23 protein-coding genes and 1 pseudogene are annotated in these 22,087 nt (G+C 66.8%); 17 read left to right on the forward strand and 7 right to left on the reverse strand.

Going from position 1 to position 22,087, the window contains the following annotated elements:
- The first annotated feature begins 165 nt into the window (after positions 1 to 165).
- From IY716_RS08905 to IY716_RS08925, 5 genes and pseudogenes are all read left to right on the forward strand, one after another.
- On the forward strand, positions 166 to 1,110 hold the full coding sequence (locus IY716_RS08905) for an acyl-CoA thioesterase (RefSeq protein ID WP_218221173.1): 945 nt from the start codon (positions 166 to 168) through the stop codon (positions 1,108 to 1,110).
- A gap of 32 nt (positions 1,111 to 1,142) precedes the next feature.
- A complete protein-coding gene (locus IY716_RS08910) occupies positions 1,143 to 2,207 on the forward strand; it encodes a type II CAAX prenyl endopeptidase Rce1 family protein (RefSeq protein WP_218221174.1) in 1,065 nt (354 codons plus the stop codon).
- 10 nt (positions 2,208 to 2,217) lie between these two features.
- Positions 2,218 to 3,560 (forward strand): annotated as a pseudogene (locus IY716_RS08915) (MATE family efflux transporter).
- A 62-nt stretch (positions 3,561 to 3,622) separates the two neighbouring features.
- Positions 3,623 to 4,192, forward strand: a complete 570-nt coding sequence (locus tag IY716_RS08920; protein ID WP_218221175.1) for a hypothetical protein — start codon at positions 3,623 to 3,625, stop codon at positions 4,190 to 4,192.
- A 113-nt stretch (positions 4,193 to 4,305) separates the two neighbouring features.
- Positions 4,306 to 4,719: a hypothetical protein gene (locus tag IY716_RS08925; protein WP_218221176.1), complete on the forward strand. Its 414-nt coding sequence runs from the start codon at positions 4,306 to 4,308 to the stop codon at positions 4,717 to 4,719.
- A 105-nt stretch (positions 4,720 to 4,824) separates the two neighbouring features.
- On the opposite strand, the gene IY716_RS08930 is transcribed toward IY716_RS08925, so the two are convergent.
- Positions 4,825 to 5,637, reverse strand: a complete 813-nt coding sequence (locus tag IY716_RS08930; protein ID WP_218221177.1) for a CGNR zinc finger domain-containing protein — start codon at positions 5,635 to 5,637, stop codon at positions 4,825 to 4,827.
- A 135-nt stretch (positions 5,638 to 5,772) separates the two neighbouring features.
- On the reverse strand, positions 5,773 to 6,306 hold the full coding sequence (locus IY716_RS08935; RefSeq protein ID WP_218221178.1) for a dimethyladenosine transferase: 534 nt from the start codon (positions 6,304 to 6,306) through the stop codon (positions 5,773 to 5,775).
- 101 nt (positions 6,307 to 6,407) lie between these two features.
- On the opposite strand from IY716_RS08935, the gene IY716_RS08940 reads away from it, so the two are divergent.
- Both IY716_RS08940 and IY716_RS08945 read left to right on the forward strand, forming a co-directional pair.
- Entirely contained in the window at positions 6,408 to 7,679 is a 1,272-nt protein-coding gene (locus IY716_RS08940; protein ID WP_218221179.1) for a hypothetical protein, read from the forward strand.
- Positions 7,676 to 9,286 (forward strand): NAD(P)/FAD-dependent oxidoreductase, encoded by a 1,611-nt coding sequence (locus IY716_RS08945; protein ID WP_218221180.1) that lies wholly within the window; start codon positions 7,676 to 7,678, stop codon positions 9,284 to 9,286. Before IY716_RS08940 ends, IY716_RS08945 begins: the two co-directional genes overlap by 4 nt.
- Before the next feature lie 25 nt (positions 9,287 to 9,311).
- On the opposite strand, the gene IY716_RS08950 is transcribed toward IY716_RS08945, so the two are convergent.
- A complete protein-coding gene (locus IY716_RS08950) occupies positions 9,312 to 10,019 on the reverse strand; it encodes a LysE/ArgO family amino acid transporter (protein ID WP_218221181.1) in 708 nt (235 codons plus the stop codon).
- 91 nt (positions 10,020 to 10,110) lie between these two features.
- Between IY716_RS08950 and IY716_RS08955 the strand changes: the two genes are divergently transcribed.
- The 3 genes from IY716_RS08955 (at position 10,111) to IY716_RS08965 (ending at position 13,377) form a co-directional block, all read left to right on the forward strand.
- Positions 10,111 to 11,004, forward strand: a complete 894-nt coding sequence (locus IY716_RS08955; protein ID WP_218221182.1) for an ArgP/LysG family DNA-binding transcriptional regulator — start codon at positions 10,111 to 10,113, stop codon at positions 11,002 to 11,004.
- 84 nt (positions 11,005 to 11,088) lie between these two features.
- The gene (locus IY716_RS08960) at positions 11,089 to 12,162 is read left to right on the forward strand and encodes an LLM class flavin-dependent oxidoreductase (protein ID WP_218221183.1); all 1,074 of its coding nucleotides are present in this window, start codon (positions 11,089 to 11,091) and stop codon (positions 12,160 to 12,162) included.
- A gap of 72 nt (positions 12,163 to 12,234) precedes the next feature.
- The gene (locus IY716_RS08965; RefSeq protein WP_218221184.1) at positions 12,235 to 13,377 is read left to right on the forward strand and encodes a hypothetical protein; all 1,143 of its coding nucleotides are present in this window, start codon (positions 12,235 to 12,237) and stop codon (positions 13,375 to 13,377) included.
- A 38-nt stretch (positions 13,378 to 13,415) separates the two neighbouring features.
- Here the strand turns inward: IY716_RS08965 and IY716_RS08970 are convergent, their stop codons facing one another.
- Positions 13,416 to 13,952: a small multi-drug export protein gene (locus IY716_RS08970; RefSeq protein ID WP_255316482.1), complete on the reverse strand. Its 537-nt coding sequence runs from the start codon at positions 13,950 to 13,952 to the stop codon at positions 13,416 to 13,418.
- Between the two features lie 116 nt (positions 13,953 to 14,068).
- Between IY716_RS08970 and IY716_RS08975 the strand changes: the two genes are divergently transcribed.
- Entirely contained in the window at positions 14,069 to 14,680 is a 612-nt protein-coding gene (locus IY716_RS08975) for a TetR family transcriptional regulator (RefSeq protein WP_218221185.1), read from the forward strand.
- Entirely contained in the window at positions 14,677 to 16,275 is a 1,599-nt protein-coding gene (locus tag IY716_RS08980; protein ID WP_218221186.1) for an MDR family MFS transporter, read from the forward strand. The genes IY716_RS08975 and IY716_RS08980 overlap by 4 nt, the downstream gene beginning before the upstream one ends.
- A gap of 60 nt (positions 16,276 to 16,335) precedes the next feature.
- Here the strand turns inward: IY716_RS08980 and IY716_RS08985 are convergent, their stop codons facing one another.
- Positions 16,336 to 16,764, reverse strand: coding sequence for a hypothetical protein (locus IY716_RS08985; protein ID WP_218221187.1), 429 nt, complete (start codon positions 16,762 to 16,764; stop codon positions 16,336 to 16,338).
- 200 nt (positions 16,765 to 16,964) lie between these two features.
- Here IY716_RS08985 and IY716_RS08990 point away from each other — a divergent pair, with 200 nt between their 5' ends.
- The 3 genes from IY716_RS08990 (at position 16,965) to IY716_RS09000 (ending at position 18,919) form a co-directional block, all read left to right on the forward strand.
- Positions 16,965 to 17,627 (forward strand): hypothetical protein, encoded by a 663-nt coding sequence (locus IY716_RS08990; RefSeq protein WP_218221188.1) that lies wholly within the window; start codon positions 16,965 to 16,967, stop codon positions 17,625 to 17,627.
- Positions 17,628 to 17,696: 69 nt separating this feature from the next.
- A complete protein-coding gene (locus IY716_RS08995; protein ID WP_218221189.1) occupies positions 17,697 to 18,407 on the forward strand; it encodes a copper resistance CopC family protein in 711 nt (236 codons plus the stop codon).
- A 101-nt stretch (positions 18,408 to 18,508) separates the two neighbouring features.
- A complete protein-coding gene (locus IY716_RS09000) occupies positions 18,509 to 18,919 on the forward strand; it encodes a YccF domain-containing protein (protein WP_218221190.1) in 411 nt (136 codons plus the stop codon).
- 24 nt (positions 18,920 to 18,943) lie between these two features.
- On the opposite strand, the gene IY716_RS09005 is transcribed toward IY716_RS09000, so the two are convergent.
- On the reverse strand, positions 18,944 to 20,374 hold the full coding sequence (locus IY716_RS09005; protein ID WP_218221191.1) for an aldehyde dehydrogenase family protein: 1,431 nt from the start codon (positions 20,372 to 20,374) through the stop codon (positions 18,944 to 18,946).
- 60 nt (positions 20,375 to 20,434) lie between these two features.
- Positions 20,435 to 20,857 (reverse strand): rhodanese-like domain-containing protein, encoded by a 423-nt coding sequence (locus tag IY716_RS09010; RefSeq protein WP_218221192.1) that lies wholly within the window; start codon positions 20,855 to 20,857, stop codon positions 20,435 to 20,437.
- Positions 20,858 to 20,950: 93 nt separating this feature from the next.
- Here IY716_RS09010 and IY716_RS09015 point away from each other — a divergent pair, with 93 nt between their 5' ends.
- Positions 20,951 to 21,409, forward strand: a complete 459-nt coding sequence (locus IY716_RS09015; RefSeq protein WP_218221193.1) for an Lrp/AsnC family transcriptional regulator — start codon at positions 20,951 to 20,953, stop codon at positions 21,407 to 21,409.
- 117 nt (positions 21,410 to 21,526) lie between these two features.
- Positions 21,527 to 21,907, forward strand: coding sequence for a hypothetical protein (locus tag IY716_RS09020; protein ID WP_218221194.1), 381 nt, complete (start codon positions 21,527 to 21,529; stop codon positions 21,905 to 21,907).
- The last annotated feature ends 180 nt before the right edge of the window (positions 21,908 to 22,087 follow it).

Here is a 22,087-nt window from a genome sequence, read left to right on the forward strand (position 1 = left end):
CTGCCTCACGCTGAGATGTCTCGAAAGTCGGATGGTCACCCAGGACAGGGAGGAGTCCGTGCGGACACGGTGCTCCATCCTAGGGCTCTAGGGTCCACGATATACACCCGGTGGGTTCTGACCTATGGCGCAGGTCTCCCATGCGAGGGTGCTAGCGTCTTTGTCATGGCGCGGCGCAGCAGCATCGAACTGACTTTCCGAGAGGTCACGGGCACCTCGAGCGACTCCTATGTGGCCGCAGGCGTGATCGTGGACTGGATCGACAAGACCGCCTACGCCTGTGCCGCCTCCTGGACGCGATCCGACTGTGTCACCTCCTATGTCGGAAACATGCACTTCACGGTGCCGGTTCCGCGCGAGACGCCGGTGACGGTGCAGGCGCGCGTGGTGCACACCGGCCGCACCTCCGTGCATATCCAGACCCGTGTGCTGATCCGCAAGGATGAGGGATGGGTGGTCTGCACGGAATGCTTCATGATCTACGTGGCGGTCGGCGAGGACGGCGAGCCCGCCGAGGCCGTGCCCTTCGAGCCGCAGACGGAGCTGGAGCGTCGCCGTGATCTCGATGCCTCCCAGCGCATGGTCTACCGCCGCGAGATGGAGGAGGTCATCCGGGCGCTGCCCGAGGGCATGGGCACCTCCGAGGCGCTGACCATGCGTTTCCTCGCCGACACGGATGAGCGTTATCCCGACGGCAAGATCCGCGGTGGTGCGGTGATGAAGTGGATCGACAAGACCGCCGAGATCTGCGCCCAGCGCTACTCCGGCCACGACGCAGCGGCGGTGCTCACCGGAGGTGTGCGCTTCTACCGGCCCATCACCATTGGAGACCTGGTGGAGGTCGATGCCCGCATCGTGCTCACCGGTGCGAAGTCCATGCATATCCTGGTCCGCGTTCGGGCCGGAGATCGCCGTGAGAAGAACCCCGCGGTGGTCGCCTACGGGCTGCCCGTGATGGTCTCCCCCGACGGAACCGGCTCCGCGCGGCAGATCGCTCCATGGGAGCCGATCACCGATGAGGATCACGCCGTGGCCGCCCAGGCGCGGAAGCTTCGTGACCTGCGCAACGCCACACTCCTGACGCCGAGCCCGATCACCTCACAGAACTGACCCCTCACCTCACAGAACTAAACTGGGACCCGATGACTCAGCCTCCGCAGAACTCCAGTCCCTATGGGCACCCGTCCCAGTCCTATGGGCACCCGTCCCCGCCCTATAGCCAGGCGCCCTATCCCGGGGAGCCGTCCCAGCCCTATGGCCAGCCTCCGCTTTATGGACAGGCGCCGCAGGACGGTTGGCAGCAGCCCCACCCGGCACCACCACGGAAGCGGCAGCGAGACTCTGAGCCCGGACGGTTCACCTGGTCCGATCTGATCGCGTTCCTGGCCTACGTCATCGTGATGCTGGTCGGCGGCGTCGCTCTGCTGGGGCTCGTGCCGCCCTTCTCCACGATGCTCAGCTCGGGAGTGGAGGCCCAGGAGCAGCAGGCGCAGTTCCTGCTCAATGTGATCGGCTACGGGCTCATCTTCGCGCTGGCCCTCTCCTTCTCCGCCAAGGCCTTCTGGCGCTCGGTCAAGGCCTTCGGATACCTCTGGTGGCTGAAGCTGCTGCTGATCCCGGCGGCCTGGGTGGGCACGCTGATCCTCACCGCGCTGATCGTCCTGTCCATGGGCGCCGAGCCCGAGACCTCCGCGAACCAGCTCGCCATCGAAGGCATGCTTGAATACGTGCCGTTCCTCGCCGCCGTGCTGGTGATGGGCCTGCTGGGTCCCTATGTGGAGGAGTACTTCTTCCGACACCTGCTCATCGGCAAGCTCTCCCGGTTCATCAACATCTGGATCTGCGGCGTGATCTCCGTGATCACGTTCCCGCTGCTGCACTTCATCCCCGCGCTGGTGACGATGCTCGTCAGCCCCGGCGTCGCCACGGACCTCACCGTGATCTCCGTGGTGCCCTATCTGGTCATGGGGTCGATCTTCACCCTGGCCTATATCCTCACCGGCCGGTCGCTGGTCTACGCCTGGCTGCTGCATGCCTTCAACAACGTCATGGCGCTGGTCATGGCCTACTTCGTGCAGCCCCAGCTGGAGCAGTTCCTGGAGGACAGCGGTATGGACCTCGACGACGTGCAGGGTCTCCTCGACGTCGCCCGAGGTCTGCTCCGACTGGGCACCGAGGTGACATTCGCGCTGACCATCGGCCGGTGACCCGGCGCTGATGTCCCCGCAGACTCAGGATCCCCGTCCGCTCGGACGGCAGATCCTCGCCCTCGCGGTGCCCGCGCTGGGTGCCCTGATCGCCGAGCCGCTGTTCCTACTCGCCGACACCGCGATCATCGGTCGCCTGGGCGTCGACGAGCTGGCAGGAGCAGCGCTGGGCATCACGGTGATGCACACGGTGACCGGACTGATGATCTTCCTCGCCTACTCCACCACTCCAGCGGTGGCCCGGTTCATCGGTGCCGGTCGGCTCAAGCGCGCGCTGGCGGCGGGGCGCGATGGACTCTGGCTCTCGATCATGCTCGGAGTGGTGCTCGCGTTCGCCGGCCTCGCCTTCGGCGAGCAGCTGCTGCTGGCCATGGGCAGCTCCGGCGAGATGCAGCTCCATGCCTGGAACTACCTGCTGTGGTCCCTGCCCGGAATCCCCGCCATCCTGCTGGTCTTCGCGGCCGTCGGCATGCTGCGCGGCATGCAGGACACCAAGACTCCGCTGGTGGTCGCCGCGGTGGGCTTCGGTGCCAATATCAGGTGCTGAACCTGATCCTGGTGCACCCGCTGGGACTGGGCACCGCCGGTGCCGCTCTGGGCACCTCGATCGCCCAGTGGGGAATGGCGATCGCGTACCTGATCATGCTCGTCCCGCAGATGCGCGCCGCAGGAGTGCCGCTGGGAGTGGACCCGGTCGCGCTGCGCCAGGCCGCAGGCGTCGGCTCGTGGATGATGCTGCGCACCGTGTCGCTGCGCGCCGCCATCGTGGCGACCGTGCTGGTCGCCACGGACCTGGGCCCGCAGACCCTCGCGGCGCACCAGGTCGCCTTCACCATCTTCTCGACGCTGGCGTTCGTGCTCGACGCGCTGGCCATCGCAGCGCAGGCACTGATCGGCAAGGAGCTCGGTGCCTCTCGGGTGACCCAGGCCAAGGCGATGACCCGGACGATGATTCGCTGGGGACTGGGCTTCGGCGTCATCACCGGCGGTGTCATCGCAGTGGCGGCGCCCTTCGCCCCTGCGCTGTTCACGCCCGATGCGAAGGTGGCGTCCGGCATCACCGTGGCGCTGCTGGTCATGGCCGCGGCACAGCCGCTGGCGGGATTCGTCTTCGTGCTCGACGGCGTGCTCATGGGGGCCGGGGATGTGAGGTACCTGGCGATGGTCGGCCTCGCGAACCTCGCGATCTACCTCCCGGTGCTGTGGTGGATCGCGGAGGCCGGGTTCAGCGGCACCGAGGCGATCGCCTGGCTCTGGGCGGGCTTTGCGGCGCTGTTCATGGGCGCTCGCGGAGCATCCCTGGGGCTGCGCGCCCGCGGCGAGCGCTGGATGATCGCCGGGGAGCACCGCTGATCGGTGTCCGTTGCCCGCACCGCTGATCGGTGGCTGCCCACGGCGGCGGTAGACTCGGCTGCGTGTCTGTGAAGAAGATCCCTGCCTCCACCGCCGAGGAACTGACCCGCCCCGTCTGGCTGCGCGCCATCATCACGGTGGCGTTCGCCGTCGTCGCGATCTTCTGGCAGCAGGAGACGGTCACCCTCCTGAAGGTGTCCCTCGCGGCGTTCTTCGTGTTCGGGGCGACCGCTGTCTGGGACTACGCCAAGGTCGAGTCGGTGCCCCAGACCCTGCGTGGCGCGCTCGCTCTCGGGGCGGCCGCCTGGGTGATCTCCGGAGTCACCGTCATCTTCGTGAGCACCACCACGGCGGCCGCTGCGGTCGCTGCGATCGGGTTCGGCGCGATGGGCCTCGCCGAGCTGATCGGCGGTCTTCGAGCGCGGCGGGAGTTCGTCCCAGCTCGGGATCAGATCATCCTCGGTGTGGTGGGGGTGCTCACCGGGCTTGGGCTCGCCGTCGGACTCCACCTGGACGCGCATGGGATCCTCGGGATGGCGGGAACCGGTGTGATCATCATGGCAGTGCTGCTGCTGATCAGCGGCGCGGGGCTCCTTCATGACGCCAGACGCGGCCGCGCGCGCACCAGCTGAGCACTGAATCGTCGCGGTTCTACTACAGGACGTAGAATTGAATCGAGGGCGCCACGCCGCAGGTGCACGGCGCTCGACAGCAGATCCCGATGTCCAGGAATGAGGAACTCTCAGTGGCTGACGACGAAAAGCGGCGCCGATCTCTGCTCGAGACGGTCAAAGCTCCGCTGATCTTCTCCTTCGCCATGGGTTTTCTGGCGGGCTTCGTCACGCTCATCACCGCCTCCGGCGGCACCGACAACGTCGCCCGGCTCGACCTGGGACTGATCGCCTTCGGCATCGCGTTCATCGCCACGCTGCTGGTCATCTCGATGCTCCACCTGGCCTCGCGGGAGAACCCTGAGCACCTCTCGGAAGGCTCCGGCGTGAACCGGAACTCCGAGGAGCTCTACCGGGCGCAGGTGGCGAAGCGTCGGGAAGAGGCTCGCCGCAAGCGCGCCGAGGAAGCAGCCCAGGCCCGGCGGGACGCCGGGGAGCCCGAGGACGGCGATGAGCCGACCTACGGACGCCGCGACGACCGCCGTTGACCCGGTCCTGAGCCTCGCGATCCAGAACTGATCAGCACGTCACAGCCTCCTGTTTTCCGTGACGGTCTGCCAGTCCTGCTGAGCGCAGAAGCTCCCTCCGGGGTGCTATTTCTTCTTCTTTCCCTTCTTGGACTTCTTGCCTGACTTCTTGTTCCGCTTCTCCATCAGCTCATCGCGCATCCGTTCCCTGAACTCCTTGGCGGCAGTGGCCGACTGAGAGGTGGGTTCCTGGATCTGCGCAGCCTTCTCGGCTGCGCTGGGCTTGACCAGGCGAGGATCTGTCGCCAGATCGGATTCGGCAGGGTGCGCGGGTCGAGTGGCCTTGGCCTGGTGAGGCGATGGGGCTTTGCGGTGTGCTGCCTGACGTGCACGGTAGGCCCGCACGTGCGCTCGGTTCGCGCAGTTGCCGAAGTCGCAGAAGAGCCGCGACCTGTTGCGGGTCAGATCGATGATGATCGCATCACAGCTCTCTCCCTTACAGGTGCGCATCCTTGCCGTCTCATCGCGGACCACCAGGTGCTGGATGGCGGTCGCGATGCTCGCGGTCATCACATCAGCGAGATCAGGGGAGGCCGGGACCGGCTCGGCACGGTGTCCACCGTCGGAGCTGCGACTCACCTTCAGGCCCACACCGCTCAGGAGCTGGTTCAACAGCTCCACCGGCGCCTCCGTCTCGATGGGAGCGGCCCCCCAGATCTCCTTGACCTTGTCCCTCAGGTCCACCACGCGGCTGAGCTGTGCTCGATCCGCGTTCGACGAGGGCCAGCGGATGTCGCCGTCGCGCTGGTTCAGATATTCCTTGAGCTGCGCCACCGTGGTGAGCTGATCCGGACTGTGCGTGGCGCTGCGCAGACCGGCCGTGGTATTCACCAGGTCTGCCGCCGCCACGAGGGTCCGGTCGGTGTCAACATCGAACATGCATCTCCTCTCCTTCTGTCATGAGCACCCGGCCGAGATTCGCGGCCTCGCGGCGGCGGGGGCTGGTGTGCGGCCAATCTTAGTCCCTGCCCGTCCGGGCTCCGGCGGGTGACCGCGGGCTGGACGGCCGACTCCTCAGGCGCCTCGGCTGAAGCGTCCCTGCAGCTTCTCCAGGGAAGCTCTGATGCCCGCTGCATTGCGCGGATAGACCCGGAGCAGGGTCAGGCCCCTTCGAGCCACCCGGTTCTGGGTGCGCGCGTCGTAGGACTCTGTCACCAGCGTGCGGCCGGGATCCGCGGCAAGAGGGGTCAGCTCCCAGCGCCAGCGGTGACCCGTGGGTTGAACCCATTCCACCACCCCCGCCTGCCGCCCAGAGGGCGCCTGCGACTGCAGGACCAGAAGCGGGAGGCGGTAGGGCACTCCGAAGAGCCGCATCGCCACGCTGAAGCGATCCCCGGTCTTCAAGCTTCGGGGCCCGAAGGCGCGGGCCTGCACGGTGCCTGAGCCGTCGAGCTCATGGTGTCGCTGCGGATCCGAGACCAGCGCGAAGAGCTCCTCAGCCGTGGCGTTGACCTCGGCGGAGTAGGCCACCAGGTGCTTCTCTGAGGGCAGTCGCTGAGGTGGGGAAGTGTCGCCAGCACCTGAGTGCCCGGTCTCCTGTGTACTCATGCTCGGCAGTGTAGGACCTGAGCCCGATCATCGCGGGTCCGTTGACTGGGAGTTCACCGAACCAGCTTGCATGAATCATCCCCGAGGGTAAGGCTGGTGCAGTGATCAAGTCCCCCTCCTCCCACGGCATGGCGCGCCGGCTTGCGGCGCAGGCTGCCCTGGAGGAAGCCGCCCAGCCGGTGGCCGCCCCTTCCGCCCAGTGTGAGGGGTCCGGGCAGTCGCAGGCGACGCTGCAGGTGCTCATCGAGTCGCGTGCCATCTGGTGCGCGATCGGCGGGGCTGTGATCGGACTGGCTGTCGGCTTCTTCGCCTTCGCCGGTGATCGGCCCCCTTTGGCGGGGGAGGAGTCCATCCAGGTCTACGGCTCAGTCGTCGGCGGGATCACCGCCGCGCTGGCGTTCCTGCTGGGATTCTCACTGAACACCCGGTTGGCGAACATCTGGCTCGGTGAGAGGCCGCGAATCCGGCAGGTGATGGACACTGTGGCACTGCTGGTGGTGCATGCCTCGATCGCGGTGATGGTCTCACTGGGGCTGTTCCGGGTCTTCCAGCAGGCGTTCATCGGGCTCACCGTCGACCACATCGCCGGCTCGGTCCTGCTCGCGATCGTCGGGGGGATCTCGGGCTATTTCGCGTTCAACTCCGGCGCACGGATCAACGCCTTCACGCTCTCCACCTTGCTGGCCATGTTCATGGTCTCCGGGGTCCTGGTCTCGATGATCTTTGCGGAGAACCCCTTCTGGTGGCATGTGATGTTCTCCGAGCTCGGAACGGGAGCGGCGGGCCTGACCTCGTTCTGGACCTTCAACACGACGCTGGTGGTCTCCGGGACGATCATCACCACCTTGACTGCCTTCATCACCCGTGATCTGGAGGTCTGGTCCGAATACATCACCACGAAGCGCGCTGCGAAGATGGAGCAGCGGCAGGAGGGGCAACGCCGATCAGACGGGCACCTTCCCTGGTGGGCTCGGCTCCGCGCGGCGTGGAGCCGACACGTCTCGCGACCCCGGATCGGCATGATCCGCGCCGTGATGATCGGCATGGGTATCTCGCTGGCGGGGGTGGGACTCGTTCCGATCAGCCTGCATCATGACGTGCACGTGCTCTTCACAGGCGTCTTCGGCCTGTCCTTCCTGGTGCTGCTGCTCGGCATCCCGTATCTGCTGCCAGGCTTCCCTCGCACGTTCTACCTCATCAGCTACCTCTCCGCAGCCTCGGTGATCTTCGCCGTGGCACTTTGGAAACCGATCGGGTATTACAACCTCACCTCCCTGGAGCTCATCGGGGCAGCCGTGCTGTTCTCCTGGATGGTCGTGTTCATCCGCAACATCGCCGCCCTGGTCGCTCAGCTGCGGGGACCGCAGCCGTGACTCGGCGCGCAGCCGTAGTCGGCTCCGGCCCCAACGGGCTCACCTCCGCCGTGCTGCTGGCCCAGGCTGGCTGGGAGGTGACGGTCTTCGAAGCGGGGGAGCAGCCCGGCGGCGCGCTGCGCTCGGCTGAGCTGTTCGCCGGAGAGCTGGGCGGCGGAACGCAAGACGCGGGAATTCAGGGTGCGGGAATGCAGGGGACCGAGGGTGTCATCAGCGACCTGGGTGCCAGCGTCTTCCCCTTTGGTCCTCCGCCGGTGCCGGGACTGCAGCGCCATGGCTTGGAGTACGTCTACCCCGAGATACCGGCGGCCCATGGGCTCGACGACGGCGTCCCGCCGGCCCTTCTGCACTCTTCCCTTGCCGCGACAGCCGCAGGCCTCGGCGCGGACGCCGCGGCGTGGACGCGCCTGTTCGAGCCGATCGTGCAGGACTGGGAGCGCACGCTTCGAGCAGGACTCACCCCAGTCACCGCGCCGTTGAGCAATCTGGAGGCAGACACGCCGCTGCAGCGGATCCAGGCGCTGCTGCAGATCGGCGCCCGCGGTGCCTGGCCGTCGACCTGGGTGCAGCGCATCTTCACTGAGGAACCTGCCCGAGCGCTCTTCGCCGGGATTGCCGGCCACGCCACCACCGACCTGCGAGGCCCGCTCACCTCCGCCTTCGGGCTGCTGCTCGGCGGCGCAGCCCAGGCATCCGGGTGGCCGGTGGCGCGCGGCGGATCGGGCGAGGTGGTGCGCGCCCTGGTCCGGGAGCTGCAGGCCCATGGCGGAAAGCTGGTCACCGGCCGACGCATCGAGGGTCTTGAGGACCTCCGTGCTGCGGGACAGGAGGCCGACGGTGCGGCCGGCGGCAGGGCCCGGGCCGACGTCGACGCCGTGCTGCTGGACATCACCCCGCGGCAGCTGCGTCGCTTCGGGGGACTGCGACTGCCGCGCGGATACTCCCGCGCGTTGAGCCGCTGGGACTACGGGACCGGCATCGTGAAGATCGACTACCTGCTCGAGGGGCCCATCCCGTGGCGGCATGAGCAGGTGGCCCGGTCAGGCACCGTGCATCTGGGCGGTGGTGCTGGGCAGATCGCGGCGTCTGAGGCTGCGGTCGTGCGGGGCACGCTGCCCGGCAGACCTTACGTGCTGCTGACCCAGCCCAGCGTGGCGGATCCCACCAGGACCCCCGATGAGCGCACCGTGGCCTGGGCCTACGCCCATGTGCCGCTGGGCCTCTCCGGCAGCGCCGTGACGCGGGCGGCGATGATGATCGAGGCTGAGATCGAGGCACAGGCCCCAGGCTTCGGCACCGGGGTGCTGGCGCGGAAGCTGTGGAGCCCGGCGGACCTGCAGGAGTGGAACCCGAATCTGATCGGCGGCTCCATCAGCGCCGGAGCACCGACGCTGCGTCAGTTCCTGGCCCGACCGGCCCTGAGGCCCGACCCGTACCGGGTGCCTCATGCCGGGGACGAGGCGCCCGGCATGCCCGAGGGACTCTCTGCTGAGCCGGCCACCGCGGGAATCTACCTGTGCTCGGCCTCGACCCCGCCGGGCGGTGGCGCCCACGGCATGGCGGGCTTCCACGCCGCCCGCTCAGTCCTGCGCCGGCACCCGGACTAGACGCCGCCGAGCCTGCCGGCGCGGATCAGACGCCGCCGACGGCGAGGAACCCGGCCACGACCAGCATGATCGCGCCGACCAGCAGATCGAGCACCTGCCAGGTGCGGGGTCGGTTCAGCCACTTGGACAGGACGGCGCCGCCCAGCGCCAGCGCGCTGAACCAGAGAACCGAGGCGATGATCGCGCCGACGGCGAAGAGCCACCGGTCCGCTCCGAAGGTGTTCGCCATGGTTCCCAGCACGACCATCGTGTCCACCCAGGCATGCGGGTTCAGGATGGACACGCTCAGGCCCGTGGCGGCGATCGAGGAGATCCGCGTGACCTGCACCTGCTGGGCGACCTTCACGCCGCCGGTCGCCGGGGCGCGGCCTCCTGTGGAGGAAGCGGAGCCGGCGTCGTCGTCGGAGTCCTGGCTGGAGAGCTCCACGTGGAGACCGGGCTTCATCGCCCTGCCCGCCCGATGGGCTGCGACGAAGGAGCGGTAGGCGAACCAGGTCAGGTACGCCACGCCGGCCCAGCGCAGGACCTCCATGAGCCAGGGCGCGTGATCCAGCACAGCACCGACGCCGGCCGTGCCCAGCGCGATGAGCGCGATGTCGCCGACGACGCAGCAGGTCACGGCCAACAGCACTCGGTCTCTGCGCAGTCCCTGCCGCAGCAGCCAGGCGCTCTGCGGGCCGATGGCGACGATGAGGGCCAAACAGGTCAGGAGTCCGGTGAGCACGATGGTCATGAGTCCATCCTGGCGGTCCGGAAGTATCCGCACCAGCTCAATATCCTTCAGTATCTGAAGCAATACTTCAGATATCACCTAGGCTTACGGCATGAATACAGACCATCTCCGGGCCTTCGTCGTCGCGGTGGACGAGGGGACCTTTGAGGCTGCCGCCGCGCTGCTGCAGATCTCGGGCTCCGCCTTCTCCCAGCGCATCAAGGCCCTGGAGCGGGAGGTCGGCCATGTATTGGTGACCCGCACGGTGCCGGTCATGACCACGGAGTCGGGCGCGGAGCTGCTGCGGATCGCACGGCAGACCGTGACGCTCGAGGATGAGGCGCGGCGCAGCCTCGGGTTCCATCGGATCCCGGGACAGGCCGCACCCACGGTGACCCTGTCGGTCGCGGTGAACGCCGACTCGCTGGCGAGCTGGTTCCTGCGTGTACTCCAGGAGGCGGCGACCTGGGATGACGTGGAGCTGCATCTCTACGCGGAGGACCAGGAGCACACGCATGAGCTGCTGCGCAACGGCACCGTGGCGGCTGCTGTGGCCGAGAATCCCGCACCGGTCTCCGGGTGCCGCTCCACGGTATTGGGCACCATGCGCTACTGGCCCGTAGCCAGCACCGAGCTCCTGGACCGGCATCGCGGCACCGACGGGACTGTGGACTGGGAGCAGGTTCCGCTGGTGGAGTTCGGCATTCGTGATTCGCTGCAGCGCGCCGGCCTGCGCCGACTGGGCGTCGCCGGGACCCCCACCACCCACATGGTGCCCTCGGTGGAGGCGTATAACGCGGCCGTGGGCTACGGACTGGGCTGGGGGATGATCCCGGAGGGGATGATGCCCCCCGGAGTCATGGAAGGTACGCACCGGGACCTTGCGATCGTCGGCGAGATCGGTCCGCAGGAGACCACGTTGCACTGGCAGCACTGGTCCAGCACGATCGCCGTCATGGACCGGCTCACTCAGGCCGTGCGCCGGGCCGGGGCCCGCATGCGCTGAGGACGAAGGCTGGTATGCGCCACGTCTCATAATCTATTTCAAATTTTGAGGAATGGAGCGGTTGTGGCTGGCGTTGTACCAGCCATGACCATCAGCACAGAGCGCCACAGCGACCAGTTCGAACTCGGCCTGCACACCTTCGGGGACGTCACCAAGACCCTCGACGGCGAGCAGGATGTCCCGCAGCCCCAGGTGCTGCGCAATGTCCTGGCGGAGGCGAAGATGGCCGACGCCTCCGGAGTCGACGTGATCGGCATCGGCGAGCATCACCGGCCGGACTATTCCATCTCGGCACCCGATGTGGTGCTTTCCGCGATCGGCGCCGCCACCGAGCGGATCAAGCTCACCTCCGCCGTCACGGTGCTCTCCTCCGATGACCCGGTGCGCGTGTATCAGCGCTTCGCCACCATTGACGGACTCACCGGGGGTCGTGCCGAGGTCTCGCTGGGTCGCGGGTCCTTCATCGAGTCCTACCCGCTCTTCGGCTACGACCTCTCCGACTACGAGCAGCTCTTCGAGGAGAAGGTCGATCTCTTCACCAAGCTGCGCAGCGAAGGTCCTGTCAGCTGGCAGGGCAAGACCCGCGGCCGTCTGCAGAATCAGGAGATCTACCCCAAGACCGATCACGAGCACGGGCTGCCCACGTGGATCGCGGTAGGTGGCACGCCCAACTCCGTGGTCCGCGCAGCCCGCTACGGAGCGGGGCTCGAGCTCGCGATCATCGGAGGCGCTCCCGAGCGCTTCCGCCCGCTGGCGCAGCTCTACCAGAAGGCGCTGGATGAATTTGCTCACACCGGCAACCGGCGTGTGGCAGTCCATTCCCACGGCTTCGTGGCTCCGACGGACGAGGAGGCCCTTGATGTGTTCTACCCGTCCTGGGCCGAGTCGATGGCCAAGCTGGGCCGTGAGCGGGGATGGGGCAATGGCCATCCCAGCCGAGCCCAGTTCGAGCAGGAGGTCCACCAGGGGGCCCTCTATGTGGGCTCTCCAGAGACGGTGGCGAAGAAGATCGTGCGCACCCAGAAGCTGCTGGGCAACAGCCGCTTCGGCATGAAGTACGGCAACGGCAGCCTGGCGCACGAGCATATGCTCAGCGCCGTTGAGCTCTATGGGACGCAGGTCAAGCCGCTGGTCCTGGACATGCTCAGCGACTCCTGAGCCCCCTCAAGCCTGCCCGTCGCCCCTTGGGCGGCGGGCCTTGTGCTGTGCGGATTCGGTAACGTTGTCTCCATGGCATCGCAGGAGACGAACGAGGGGACGGCCCCCGGGGAGTTGGATACGCGGAACCAGGGACAGGTGGAGCAGGTCAGCGAGAGTTCGCTTGCTCCCAAGAATCTCAGCGTCATGATGTACTCCGACCCGGGCAGAACCTCCTGGCTCGTGCGGAGGGTGCTCCAGCAGCCCGAACGGGGCCGCAACGCCGACTGGGCCCGCGGCGGAGAAGTGACCCATCAGCAGGCCCTGGTTCCGCTGCGCGACGATGCCACCCTGGACCTCGATGAGGCGAAGCGATGGTCTGCCGAGTCCGAGGCCGACATCACCGTCATCATCACGGAGATCCCGCGAATGGCCGGGGAGCGCCCCAAGACCGCCGAGCTGCACTTCAGCGATCGCCTGGCGATCATCTCCCTGCCTGCGCTGGGTCCGTGGTTCATTCTGAACTCTCTGCGCCGGGAGCTCCACCGTGTGGTGAGCGCCTTCCTGCATGAGTCGGTGGAGGCGGCGCGCCAGTACGGCGGCTATTCCGCGCATGTGGAGCCGCAGAGGGGTGATGACACCTTCTTCATCTCCCCGGGCCGGGTGTTCCCCGGTCGGCTGTGGATGACGCTGGGGATGGTGGCAGCCAATGAGCCCATGTGGTCGCTGCCCAAGCTCTCCGGGGTCTTCGCCGCCGCGGCGGCCACAGGGGCGTTCGGCATCTTCTTCACCACGATCTGGGAGATGGCCAGCTTCCTGCCGCTCTGGCGGCTCGCGGTGGTCTCCGTGGCCGCCATCGCGATCGTCAGCGCGTGGCTGATCATCAGCAACAGGTTCTGGGACCGCTCGGCGAGCGTGGGTGGTGCGCGTGAGGCCGCGATGTACAACATCTCCACCGTGGTCAGCATGCTGACCAGCGTGGCGGCTCTCTACTTCCTGCTGTTCGTCTCGATTCTGGTGGTCGGACTGCTTTTGATCGAGCCGGGCTTCATGTCTGACACCTTGGGCTCGGAGACCAGCTTCCTCAACTATGTCGAGATCGCCTGGCTCTCAGCCTCGCTGGGAACCTTCGCCGGCGCCGTGGGCTCGAACTTCGACGACAGTGTCGAGCTGAAGAACCTCACCCAGGGGTCCCGCGAGCTTCAGCGGTACCCCAAGGATGAGGAGCAGCGCTGATCCGCCGGAGGTCGAGGGTCGGCTCACAGTGCGGAGGACTATCCGACGAGGCTGAGTCCCCAGGCTGCGAGCAGGCCGAAGCCGACGCCCCAGAGGATCACTGACACCAGCATCCATGCCATGACTGCATGCCGCGAGGCTCCGAAGGACACCATCAACGGGGCGGTGAACTGGCTGGGCAGCGCCAGCGGCCCCAGGATGGAGACCCCCGGGACGCCGAACCGGTCAAAGATGCGCTTCACCTTCTCCCGTTTGGCTGACTTCTCTGGATCGCGCTGCGGTCGCTTGTGCAGAATCGCCGTGCGCACCCAGTGGGCCACGTAGACCACCAGAATGAGCGAGAGCATGTTGCCGACCACGGCGGCGGCGATCGCGATGGCTGGGTGCATCCCGGCGAGGATCCCGATGGGGCCTCCGAAGAACGATTCCACGAAGGGGATCGCCGAGACGAGGATGACCCCGAGCCATTGCAGGGCTGCCGGGAGCTCCTGGGTCCAGTTCTGCAGGCCGGTGATCCAGCTGTCCTCGCCCATCGTGGCGGCGACATTGCTGGCGAGTGTGAGTGTTTCGAACATGCACTCATTCTTTCGAAGCATCTGCGGGGTGTCGTCAGCCCCTGGGGTGAGCTTCGATGACGCAACTCACAGTGTTTGCACTTGTGCAAATTTTCCTGGGTGCATAAGATGCACGAGTGCAAGAAAATCTGAGTCAACGCGAACGCAACCACCGTGAGAGCTGGAACGCGATCCACCAGGCCGCCTTCGACCTGGCACGCGACGGCGGCCCCGGTGCCGCCACCGTGGATGAGATCGCCACCCGCGCCGGTGTCTCGCGGCGGACCTTCTTCAATTATTTCCCGGTGAAGGAGGACGCGGTCCTGGGTACCCGGTCGGCCGAACTCGACCCGGCCGCCGTTGAACGCTTCCATGCCTCCTCTGAGGACGAGCTGACGCGAGTGGTCCATCTCTTCGTCGCAGTGGTCCGCACCTGCTTGCCGGAGGAAACCGCCGCGCGGCGCAGACAGATCATCGCCGACCATCCCCAGCTGCGGGCCCGGCTGGCCGAGCTGCTCGCGCAGGTGGAGCGGCTTGTCCATGGTGCGGTGCACGCCGAGGCCGAGCAGGGCGGACTGCGCCTGCCCGGCGGTGGGGGAGAGCATGCCTTCGAGGCGCTGCTGATGCTCGCGGGGGGCATCACCAAGTTCACCTTCTCTCGGTACCACGAGTCTGCGTCCGAGAGTCTTGATCCATTCATCAGCGAGTCCATCGCCCAGTTCAGAAATGTCGTGGAGAACACCCGATGACCAGTCCCAATACCTCTTCTCTCCCGAAGGTCACGCCTCCGAACGCCGCGGCCGAAGTGCCGTTGAGCCCCGAGGAGTCCTCGGCGGCTGCAACACCTGTCGAGCCTGAGACCGGCCACCTCGGCCTCATCTTCAGTGCCTTGATCTTGGCCATGCTGATGGCCTCCCTGGGTCAGACCGTGCTGGCCACCGCGCTGCCCACCATCGTGGGTGAGCTCGACGGCGTGGAGCACATGGCCTGGGTCATCACGGCCTTCATCCTGGCCTCCACCGTGATGATGCCCGTCTACGGCAAGCTCGGCGACATGTTCGGGCGCAAGCCGCTCTTCATCTTCGCCATCCTGGCCTTCGTCATCGGCTCCGCGATGGGCGGAGCCGCCGACGGCATGGGGCAGCTGATCGGCGCACGCGTCATTCAGGGTATCGGTGGCGGCGGACTGATGATCCTGTCCCAGGCCACCATCGCCGATGTCGTGCCCGCTCGCGAGCGCGGCAAGTACATGGGCGTCATGGGTGGCGTCTTTGCGTTCTCCTCGGTGGCGGGTCCGCTGCTCGGCGGCTGGCTGACCACCGGCCCCGGCTGGCGCTGGACCCTCTGGATGAACGTCCCGCTCGGCCTGCTGGCACTGATCGGCATTGCTGTGCTCCTGAAGCTGCCCAAGCGTGCCCCCGAAAACCGAGGACGCATCGATGTCTGGGGCATGGCGCTGCTGGGCGCCGCGACCACCGCGGTGGTTCTGGTGGCCACATGGGGCGGCGGAGAATACGCCTGGTCCTCCCCGATGATCCTGGGTCTGATCGCCGCAGCGATCGTCGCTGGCGCCATCTTCACCTGGGTCGAATCCCGCACCCCGGAGCCGATCCTTCCGCTGATGCTCTTCCGCAGCCGCAACTTCGTGCTCACCATGGTGGCCGGGCTCATCACCGGCATGGCCATGTTCGGGGCCCTGGGCTACATGCCCACCTACCTGCAGATGGTCACCGGCTACACCCCGGCCCAGGCGGGTCTGCTGATGATCCCGATGATGGGCACGCTGCTGGTGGCGGGCATCGTCGTCGGCCGCCGAGTGAGCAAGACCGGCCGGTACAAGAAGGTGATGGTGGTCGGCAGCGTGATCACCGCGCTTGGACTCGGGCTGCTCTCCACCGTGAGCGCCGATTCCCCGGTCATCCTGGAGTGCATCTATCTCGGCGTGCTGGGCCTCGGCCTGGGCTGCACCATGCAGCTGCTGACGCTGGTGGCGCAGAACTCCTTTGCGCTGCGGTTCGTGGGCACCGCGACAGCGGGACAGAACTACTTCCGCCAGGTCGGTGCGACGCTGGGCTCGGCCGTGGTGGGCTCCCTCTTCGCCACTCGACTGACCGACCTGCTGCGCGATCGGCTTCCCGCCGGTGCCGCGGACGGCGCCGGAGCCAATTCATTGACTCCGGAGCTGGTGCGTTCCCTGCCCGATGCGGCCTACACGGTGGTGGTCGAGTCCTACAACGAGGCGCTCATGCCGCTGTTCCTGCTGCTGGCGCCGATCGCGCTGATCTCCACGCTGGTGCTGCTCTTCGTCGATGAGAAGCCGTTGGCCACTACGCTGGACCGCTGAGGCGCTGGCCTCTGGACGGCCCGTTTTCTCTGGCTTGCCCAGGGAAGGCGGGCCGTCGGCTCATCGAGGCTTGGCAAGGGATCGTGCGGTCCGAACGATGCCCATCACGATCGCCGTGCCAAGGGAAGTGCCGATGAGCACCATGATCGCGCCGACCATCCAGAGTCCGGTGTCGTCCTCGCTGGCGGTGATGCTCCAGGCCAGGGTGAACGACGGCGGCAGCAGCAGCACGGCGGGCCAGCAGCGTGACCTCGAGGTCCACACGCCGATGGCCACCAGCGTGACGCCGCACCCGATCACCTGCCAGGCGCGGTAGGGCCCCTGAGGGGTTCCGGTCTCCGGATCCTCCCAGTACTCCTGGTCCCATCCCATCCAGGCGAACCATGCCGCGGCGGAACCGAGCACGACGAACGCCACCCATCCCAGCGTGCGCAGGCTTCTTCCGGGCGGAGTGCGGCGATCGCGCCGGGAGGAGGGGAAGTCTGTCATAGGGTCATTATGTGCAGCCCGAGCATCTATAGGGCGATCTGGACACCTCGGCCCGGCGAGTCTGACCGCGAATCCGCTCAAGTCGCCCCGCCAGATGAGATCGCGTGACAGTCGGCCGTGGCCCGGTTCAACTTCTACACGCTGTAACTTCTACACCCCGTAGTAGACTCGCCCGCATCAGCCGAGAGAAGGGGTCTTCTGTGGTCAATGCTGCGGATGCTGTCCCTTCTCTGCGCCCCGTCACCGGCGGTGCCAGGATCGCCCGCGGTCTCCTCGCGGCAGTGTTTGCCAGCGGAACCGCGGCGATATCCCACTCTGCCGCAGGGCATCCGCCGCACTGGATCGTGCTGCTGCTCGCGCTGGCCCTCTCGGTGCCGGTGTGCGCAGTGCTCTCCTCGGTTCGGCTGAGTCGCGGCCGGCTCGGTGCCGCGGTGCTCTTCAGCCAGGCGGTCCTCCACGGGCTCTTCGCGATCTTCCCCGCCAGCGGGGCAGCCGGTGGCGCTGTCGTCGTGGGCACTCACACCGGGCATGGCGCGCACGGCGGGGTCCAGGCGGGGGCCGCGATCGAGGTGGCGCAGACCGGGACGGTGGCTGGCGTGCTGCCTGATGCGCCCATGATGCTGGCCCACGTGCTCGCCGGGATCTTCACCTATGGGGTGCTGCGCCGAGGCGAGCTCGTGCTGGAGGGGCTGACCAGACTGCTCAGCCTGCGACCCATCGTCCTCTTGCTGCAGCCTCCGGCGCTGCTGGCCGGGCCACGCCGCATCCGTGCGCACCGCTCCTTCACCACCACCGTGCTGCGAGACCTCTGGCTGGGTGGCGGGGCGCAGACGCTGCGCGGTCCTCCCCTCCTCGTGAACTGACAACACATCGTGGTCCCGGCGGCAGCACCGCCGCGGGACCAGTCACCTCACGACGGAAAGACCAGACCCATGACACACCGCATCTCCCTGACCCGCGTACAGGCTGCGCGCATCACTGCCCTCTCCGCTGCGGCGGGGATGGGCCTCACACTGGCGGCCGTGGCCGCCCCCGCCTGGGCCCACGATTCGCTCATCTCCTCCTCCCCGGAGGCCGGTGAAGTCCTCGAGACCAGCCCCGAGGAGGTCGTCCTGGAGTTCTCCGGAGACGGACTGACCGATGGCGAGTCCATCGCCAACGTCCTTCAGATATCCGACGCCGAGGGGGAGAACTGGGAGGGGGAGACCGAGATCGAAGGCGCCACCATGTCCACCGAACTCCCCGAGGAGCTGCCAGGCGGCGAGTACACCGTGGCGTACCGGGCGGTCTACTCCGACGGCCACGCCGAGGAGCAGTCCTTCGACTTCGAGGTGGCGGCTGAGACTACAGATTCTGAGACCCCGTCCGAGTCTGCCGCTGCAGAGTCGTCCGAGAACGACGACGACGCGGCGTCCAGCCCCAGCGAGGAGGCCACGGAAGACGCAACCACTGGCGATCCTGAAACCCAGGAGTCCGACGATCAGAACTCGGAAGATCCGGGGGCTGCCGTATCCGAGGAAGTGGTGGGGTTCAACCTCAACGTCCCGACCTGGGTGCTCGCGGCCGGGAGCGTCGTCGTGCTCGGGCTGCTGGCCGCCGTCGTCGTCGCGGTGCTGCGCGGTCGCAGCAGGCGCCGCGACTGATCCGCCGCAACCAGCTCTGTGTGCCTCGTCCTCCGGGGCTGCTTGCGAACCAGACCCTTCTTGCCGACCGGCTGATGCGATTCAATGGAGGGATGAACTCCATGGTCTCTTCGATCCTCAACGTCATCTGGCTGGTCTTCGGCGGGCTCTGGCTCGCACTGGGCTACTTCCTCGCCGGGATCATCTGCTGTCTGCTGATCATCACGATCCCCTTCGGCATCGCGTCCTTCCGGATCGGGGTCTATGCGCTCTGGCCCTTTGGGCGGACCATCGTGGACCGCAGCCCGCGGGGCGCCGGGCCCCTCACCACGGTGGGCAATGTCATCTGGGTGCTGGTGGCAGGCATCTGGATCGCCATCGGGCATGTGCTCACCGCGATCCCGATGTTCGTCAGCATCATCGGTATCCCCCTGGGCATCGCGAACCTGAAGCTGATCCCGGTCTCGCTGATGCCGCTGGGCAAGGTCATCGTGCCCTCACGTGCGGTGCTGCCGACCTACCGCCACGCCTGAGGCTCCGCCCGCCAGAGGAAGAGCTCAGCCCCTGAGCAGCAGCCGGCGCATGCCCCAGGAGATGGGAGCCTTCGCCAGTCGGGTGGGATCGAAGCCGGGCAGCTTGCGCAGGACCGCGCGCTCGTGGCTGAACGTCTCGACGCTGTACTCCCCGTGATAGCGGCCCATGCCGCTGGCGCCCACGCCGCCGAACGGGAGCGTGGACACCGCCAGCTGGGTCATCACGGTGTTGAAGGTGATTCCGCCCGAGGAGGTCTGCTCCAGGAAGTCCTCCCGCACCTCTTGAAGCTCGGTGAACGCATAGAGCGCCAGCGGCTTCGGTCGTGCGTTGATGAAGGCGATGGCCTCCCGGTGACCGGCCACCGTCAGGATCGGCAGGATCGGTCCGAAGATCTCCTCCTGCATGATGGCTGAGTCGGGTGCGACGTCGAGCAGCACGGTCGGTGCCACATACTTCTCGGTGATGTCGGCCGTGCCTCCCACCACCGGGCTGCCGGAGCCCAGCAGTCCGGCCAGCCGCTCGGTGTGGCGCTCGTTGATGATGCGCCCGTAGTTCGTGGCCGTGCGCGGGCTCGTCCCGAAGGCGCGGGTGGTGACGCGAGCGATCTCCGCTGCCAGTGGTTCGGCGAGGTCCGGTGTGGTCAGCACATAGTCCGGCGCAACGCAGGTCTGGCCGCAGTTGCTGAACTTGCCCCACACCAGTGATTCAGCCGTCTGCGTGAGATCGGCCGAGGCATCGACCCACACCGGAGACTTGCCGCCCAGCTCCAGGGTCACCGGAGTCAGGTGCTTCGCGGCGGCGGTCATCACGATCGATCCCACTGTGCCGTTGCCGGTGTAGAAGATGTGATCGAAGCGGTGCTCCAGCAGCCGGGTCGTCTCCTCGACCCCACCTTCGATGACCTGCACCGCCCCGGGATCGAGATACTCCGGAATCAGCTGGGCCACGGTGCGGGACACCGTCGGGGCCAGCTCGTTGGGCTTGAGCACCACGGAGTTGCCGGCCGCGAGAGCGCCGATGAGCGGCATCAGCAGCAGGTGGAACGGGTAGTTCCAGGGCCCGATGATCAGCACGGTGCCCAGCGGCTGGCGCTGGACATGGGCTCGTGCGGTGCCCACGATGAACGGCACAGAGACCCGCTGATCCCGCGTCCAGCGCTGAAGATGCTTGAGAGTGTCCTTGACCTCGGATTTCACCGCCAGCACCTCGGTGAGGTGACTCTCGACGTCGCTCTTGCCCAGGTCGGCGTCCATCGCCGCGTGGATCTCGCCCGCACGCTCCTCGAGCAGACGCAGCAATGCGTTCAGCTGCTCACGACGCCACTGCCGCGGACTGGTGCGGCCAGCCTGGAAGGTCCTCTGCGCCGTGGCGACGCAGGCATCAATGGTGCTCGACGATGTGGCGGTCTGGGGTTCGGATCGTGTGGGGGCGGCAGAGTCGGTGCGGGGAGTCATGGAGGAAACCTCTCAGGTCAGGGGCTTCTCTCACCCTACCGAGCCGGTCGCGATGAATGCTCACGGCCTGACTGGAGCGGTCAGTGGATCCGGAGACCGTCGGTTGCGCCCTGCGAGGCTCTCCACCAGGAATCCCTCGCGCGCCCAATACTCGAACCCGCCGATCAGTTCGCGAACCGCGGTGAATCCCAAGGTCGTCAGACTCAGCGCCGCACGAGTGCTGCCATTGCAGCCCGGCCCCCAGCAATAGACGACGACGGCGCGGGCACGGTCCGTGCCCAGTTCGTCTGCCCGAGCGGCGAGCTCTGCCCCGGGGATGTGCAGCGCCCCTGGGAGGTGACCCTGACTCCAGGCCTCGGCCGAACGGACGTCGATGACGAGCGGAGAAGCGCCCGCCGCGCGGTCAGCGGCGAGGTCCGCCGGATCCGTCTCGAAGCGCAGCTTGGCGGAGAAGAAGTCTGTGGCGCTCAGTGGTGAAGTCATAGCTCCAGTCCATCTCAGAACCGTCGATCAGGGAACAGCGATATCGGGGCATATCGAGACATATGCCGGGGATTCCTCGGTACTATCACTCTCATGCCGAAGAATTCCCATCTCGAATTGGATTCCACCGACCATCGCATCATCACGCAGCTGCAACGCGATGGCCGGATGAGCACGGCCGAACTGGCACGCAGCGTCAGCCTCTCCGCCAGCGCCACGGCGGATCGGCTCCGGCGCCTTCAGGATGGCGGGGTCATCACGGGGTACTCCGTGACCTTGGACCCAGAGGCCCTGGGCTACGACGTGAGCGCCTTTGTCCGACTGGCCTACCCCTCTGGCAACTACAAGCCATTCCACGACCTCGTCGACACCACGCCCGAGATCGTGGAGGCTCATCATGTCACCGGTGCTGACTGCTTCATCATCAAAGTCCTGGCCCGTTCCATGCGGGATCTTGAACGCATCACCGGACGCCTGGCGACTCTGGGAAGCATCACCACCAGCGTGGTCTACTCCAGCCCCGTCCCGACGCGGCACATCGAACCCGCCTGACACCGACTTTTTTGCGTGAGTGCAAATAATAGTTATACAGTCTAACTGTAAGGTGCATAGCGCGGTACATGGGTGACTGCAACAGGGGGCAGTCCCACAGAGGTATGGAGAAGTCAGATGAGCCCGCAACAAGTCCACGACAGCATGATCCAATCGAACATCCCCTCGGAAATCCCTGGCACGACACCGGGAGCTCCGGAGGCGGAGAAGGATCGTGGACTCCGCTGCACCCGATATGACCAGATGGCCAAGGCTGCCTCCGCCGGACTCATGTCCCACCCCCATGTCGAGTCCGCGATTGTTGAGATTTCGGGGGATGAGTCCGAACTTGTCTTTCACCTGAACTGCACGATCACTGCGGAGTCCGATCCCTCGGATCTGATGGGAACGGTGTCGAACGGCGTGATCTCGAATATCGAGCGCATGCTGGGCATAAGCTTCGCCGCGCGGCGCCTGCACTTCAATCGCAGCCTGTACAGCGACGGTCCTTCCCAGTGAGCGTGGTTCGCCCCGCACACCCAGGCGCGTCCGAGGTGTCGGCGCTGTGATGCTGATCCAGACCTTGAACGCATTCCTGCTCGCTGCACTCGTCATCGCCGTGCCGGTCTTAGTCATCTGCGGGATCTGGACCGCGGCGCTTCAGCGTCGTGAGCGGACGGTCGCAGCGCCCCGAAGTCG

It is taken from the genome of Nesterenkonia sp. Act20 (genome assembly GCF_019173455.1).
Lineage (GTDB): Bacteria > Actinomycetota > Actinomycetes > Actinomycetales > Micrococcaceae > Nesterenkonia.

Excerpts from the sequence above, each read along its gene's own strand:
- IY716_RS08905 (WP_218221173.1), top strand. The coding sequence starts at position 166 with ATGGCGCGGCGCAGCAGCATCGAACTGACTTTCCGAGAGGTCACGGGC.
- IY716_RS08910 (WP_218221174.1), top strand. The coding sequence starts at position 1,143 with ATGACTCAGCCTCCGCAGAACTCCAGTCCCTATGGGCACCCGTCCCAG.
- IY716_RS08930 (WP_218221177.1), bottom strand. The coding sequence starts at position 5,637 with ATGTTCGATGTTGACACCGACCGGACCCTCGTGGCGGCGGCAGACCTG.
- IY716_RS08935 (WP_218221178.1), bottom strand. The coding sequence starts at position 6,306 with ATGAGTACACAGGAGACCGGGCACTCAGGTGCTGGCGACACTTCCCCA.
- IY716_RS08950 (WP_218221181.1), bottom strand. The coding sequence starts at position 10,019 with ATGACCATCGTGCTCACCGGACTCCTGACCTGTTTGGCCCTCATCGTC.
- IY716_RS08955 (WP_218221182.1), top strand. The coding sequence starts at position 10,111 with ATGAATACAGACCATCTCCGGGCCTTCGTCGTCGCGGTGGACGAGGGG.
- IY716_RS08960 (WP_218221183.1), top strand. The coding sequence starts at position 11,089 with ATGACCATCAGCACAGAGCGCCACAGCGACCAGTTCGAACTCGGCCTG.
- IY716_RS08965 (WP_218221184.1), top strand. The coding sequence starts at position 12,235 with ATGGCATCGCAGGAGACGAACGAGGGGACGGCCCCCGGGGAGTTGGAT.
- IY716_RS08970 (WP_255316482.1), bottom strand. The coding sequence starts at position 13,952 with ATGTTCGAAACACTCACACTCGCCAGCAATGTCGCCGCCACGATGGGC.
- IY716_RS08980 (WP_218221186.1), top strand. The coding sequence starts at position 14,677 with ATGACCAGTCCCAATACCTCTTCTCTCCCGAAGGTCACGCCTCCGAAC.
- IY716_RS08985 (WP_218221187.1), bottom strand. The coding sequence starts at position 16,764 with ATGACAGACTTCCCCTCCTCCCGGCGCGATCGCCGCACTCCGCCCGGA.
- IY716_RS08995 (WP_218221189.1), top strand. The coding sequence starts at position 17,697 with ATGACACACCGCATCTCCCTGACCCGCGTACAGGCTGCGCGCATCACT.
- IY716_RS09000 (WP_218221190.1), top strand. The coding sequence starts at position 18,509 with ATGGTCTCTTCGATCCTCAACGTCATCTGGCTGGTCTTCGGCGGGCTC.
- IY716_RS09005 (WP_218221191.1), bottom strand. The coding sequence starts at position 20,374 with ATGACTCCCCGCACCGACTCTGCCGCCCCCACACGATCCGAACCCCAG.
- IY716_RS09010 (WP_218221192.1), bottom strand. The coding sequence starts at position 20,857 with ATGACTTCACCACTGAGCGCCACAGACTTCTTCTCCGCCAAGCTGCGC.
- IY716_RS09015 (WP_218221193.1), top strand. The coding sequence starts at position 20,951 with ATGCCGAAGAATTCCCATCTCGAATTGGATTCCACCGACCATCGCATC.
- IY716_RS09020 (WP_218221194.1), top strand. The coding sequence starts at position 21,527 with ATGAGCCCGCAACAAGTCCACGACAGCATGATCCAATCGAACATCCCC.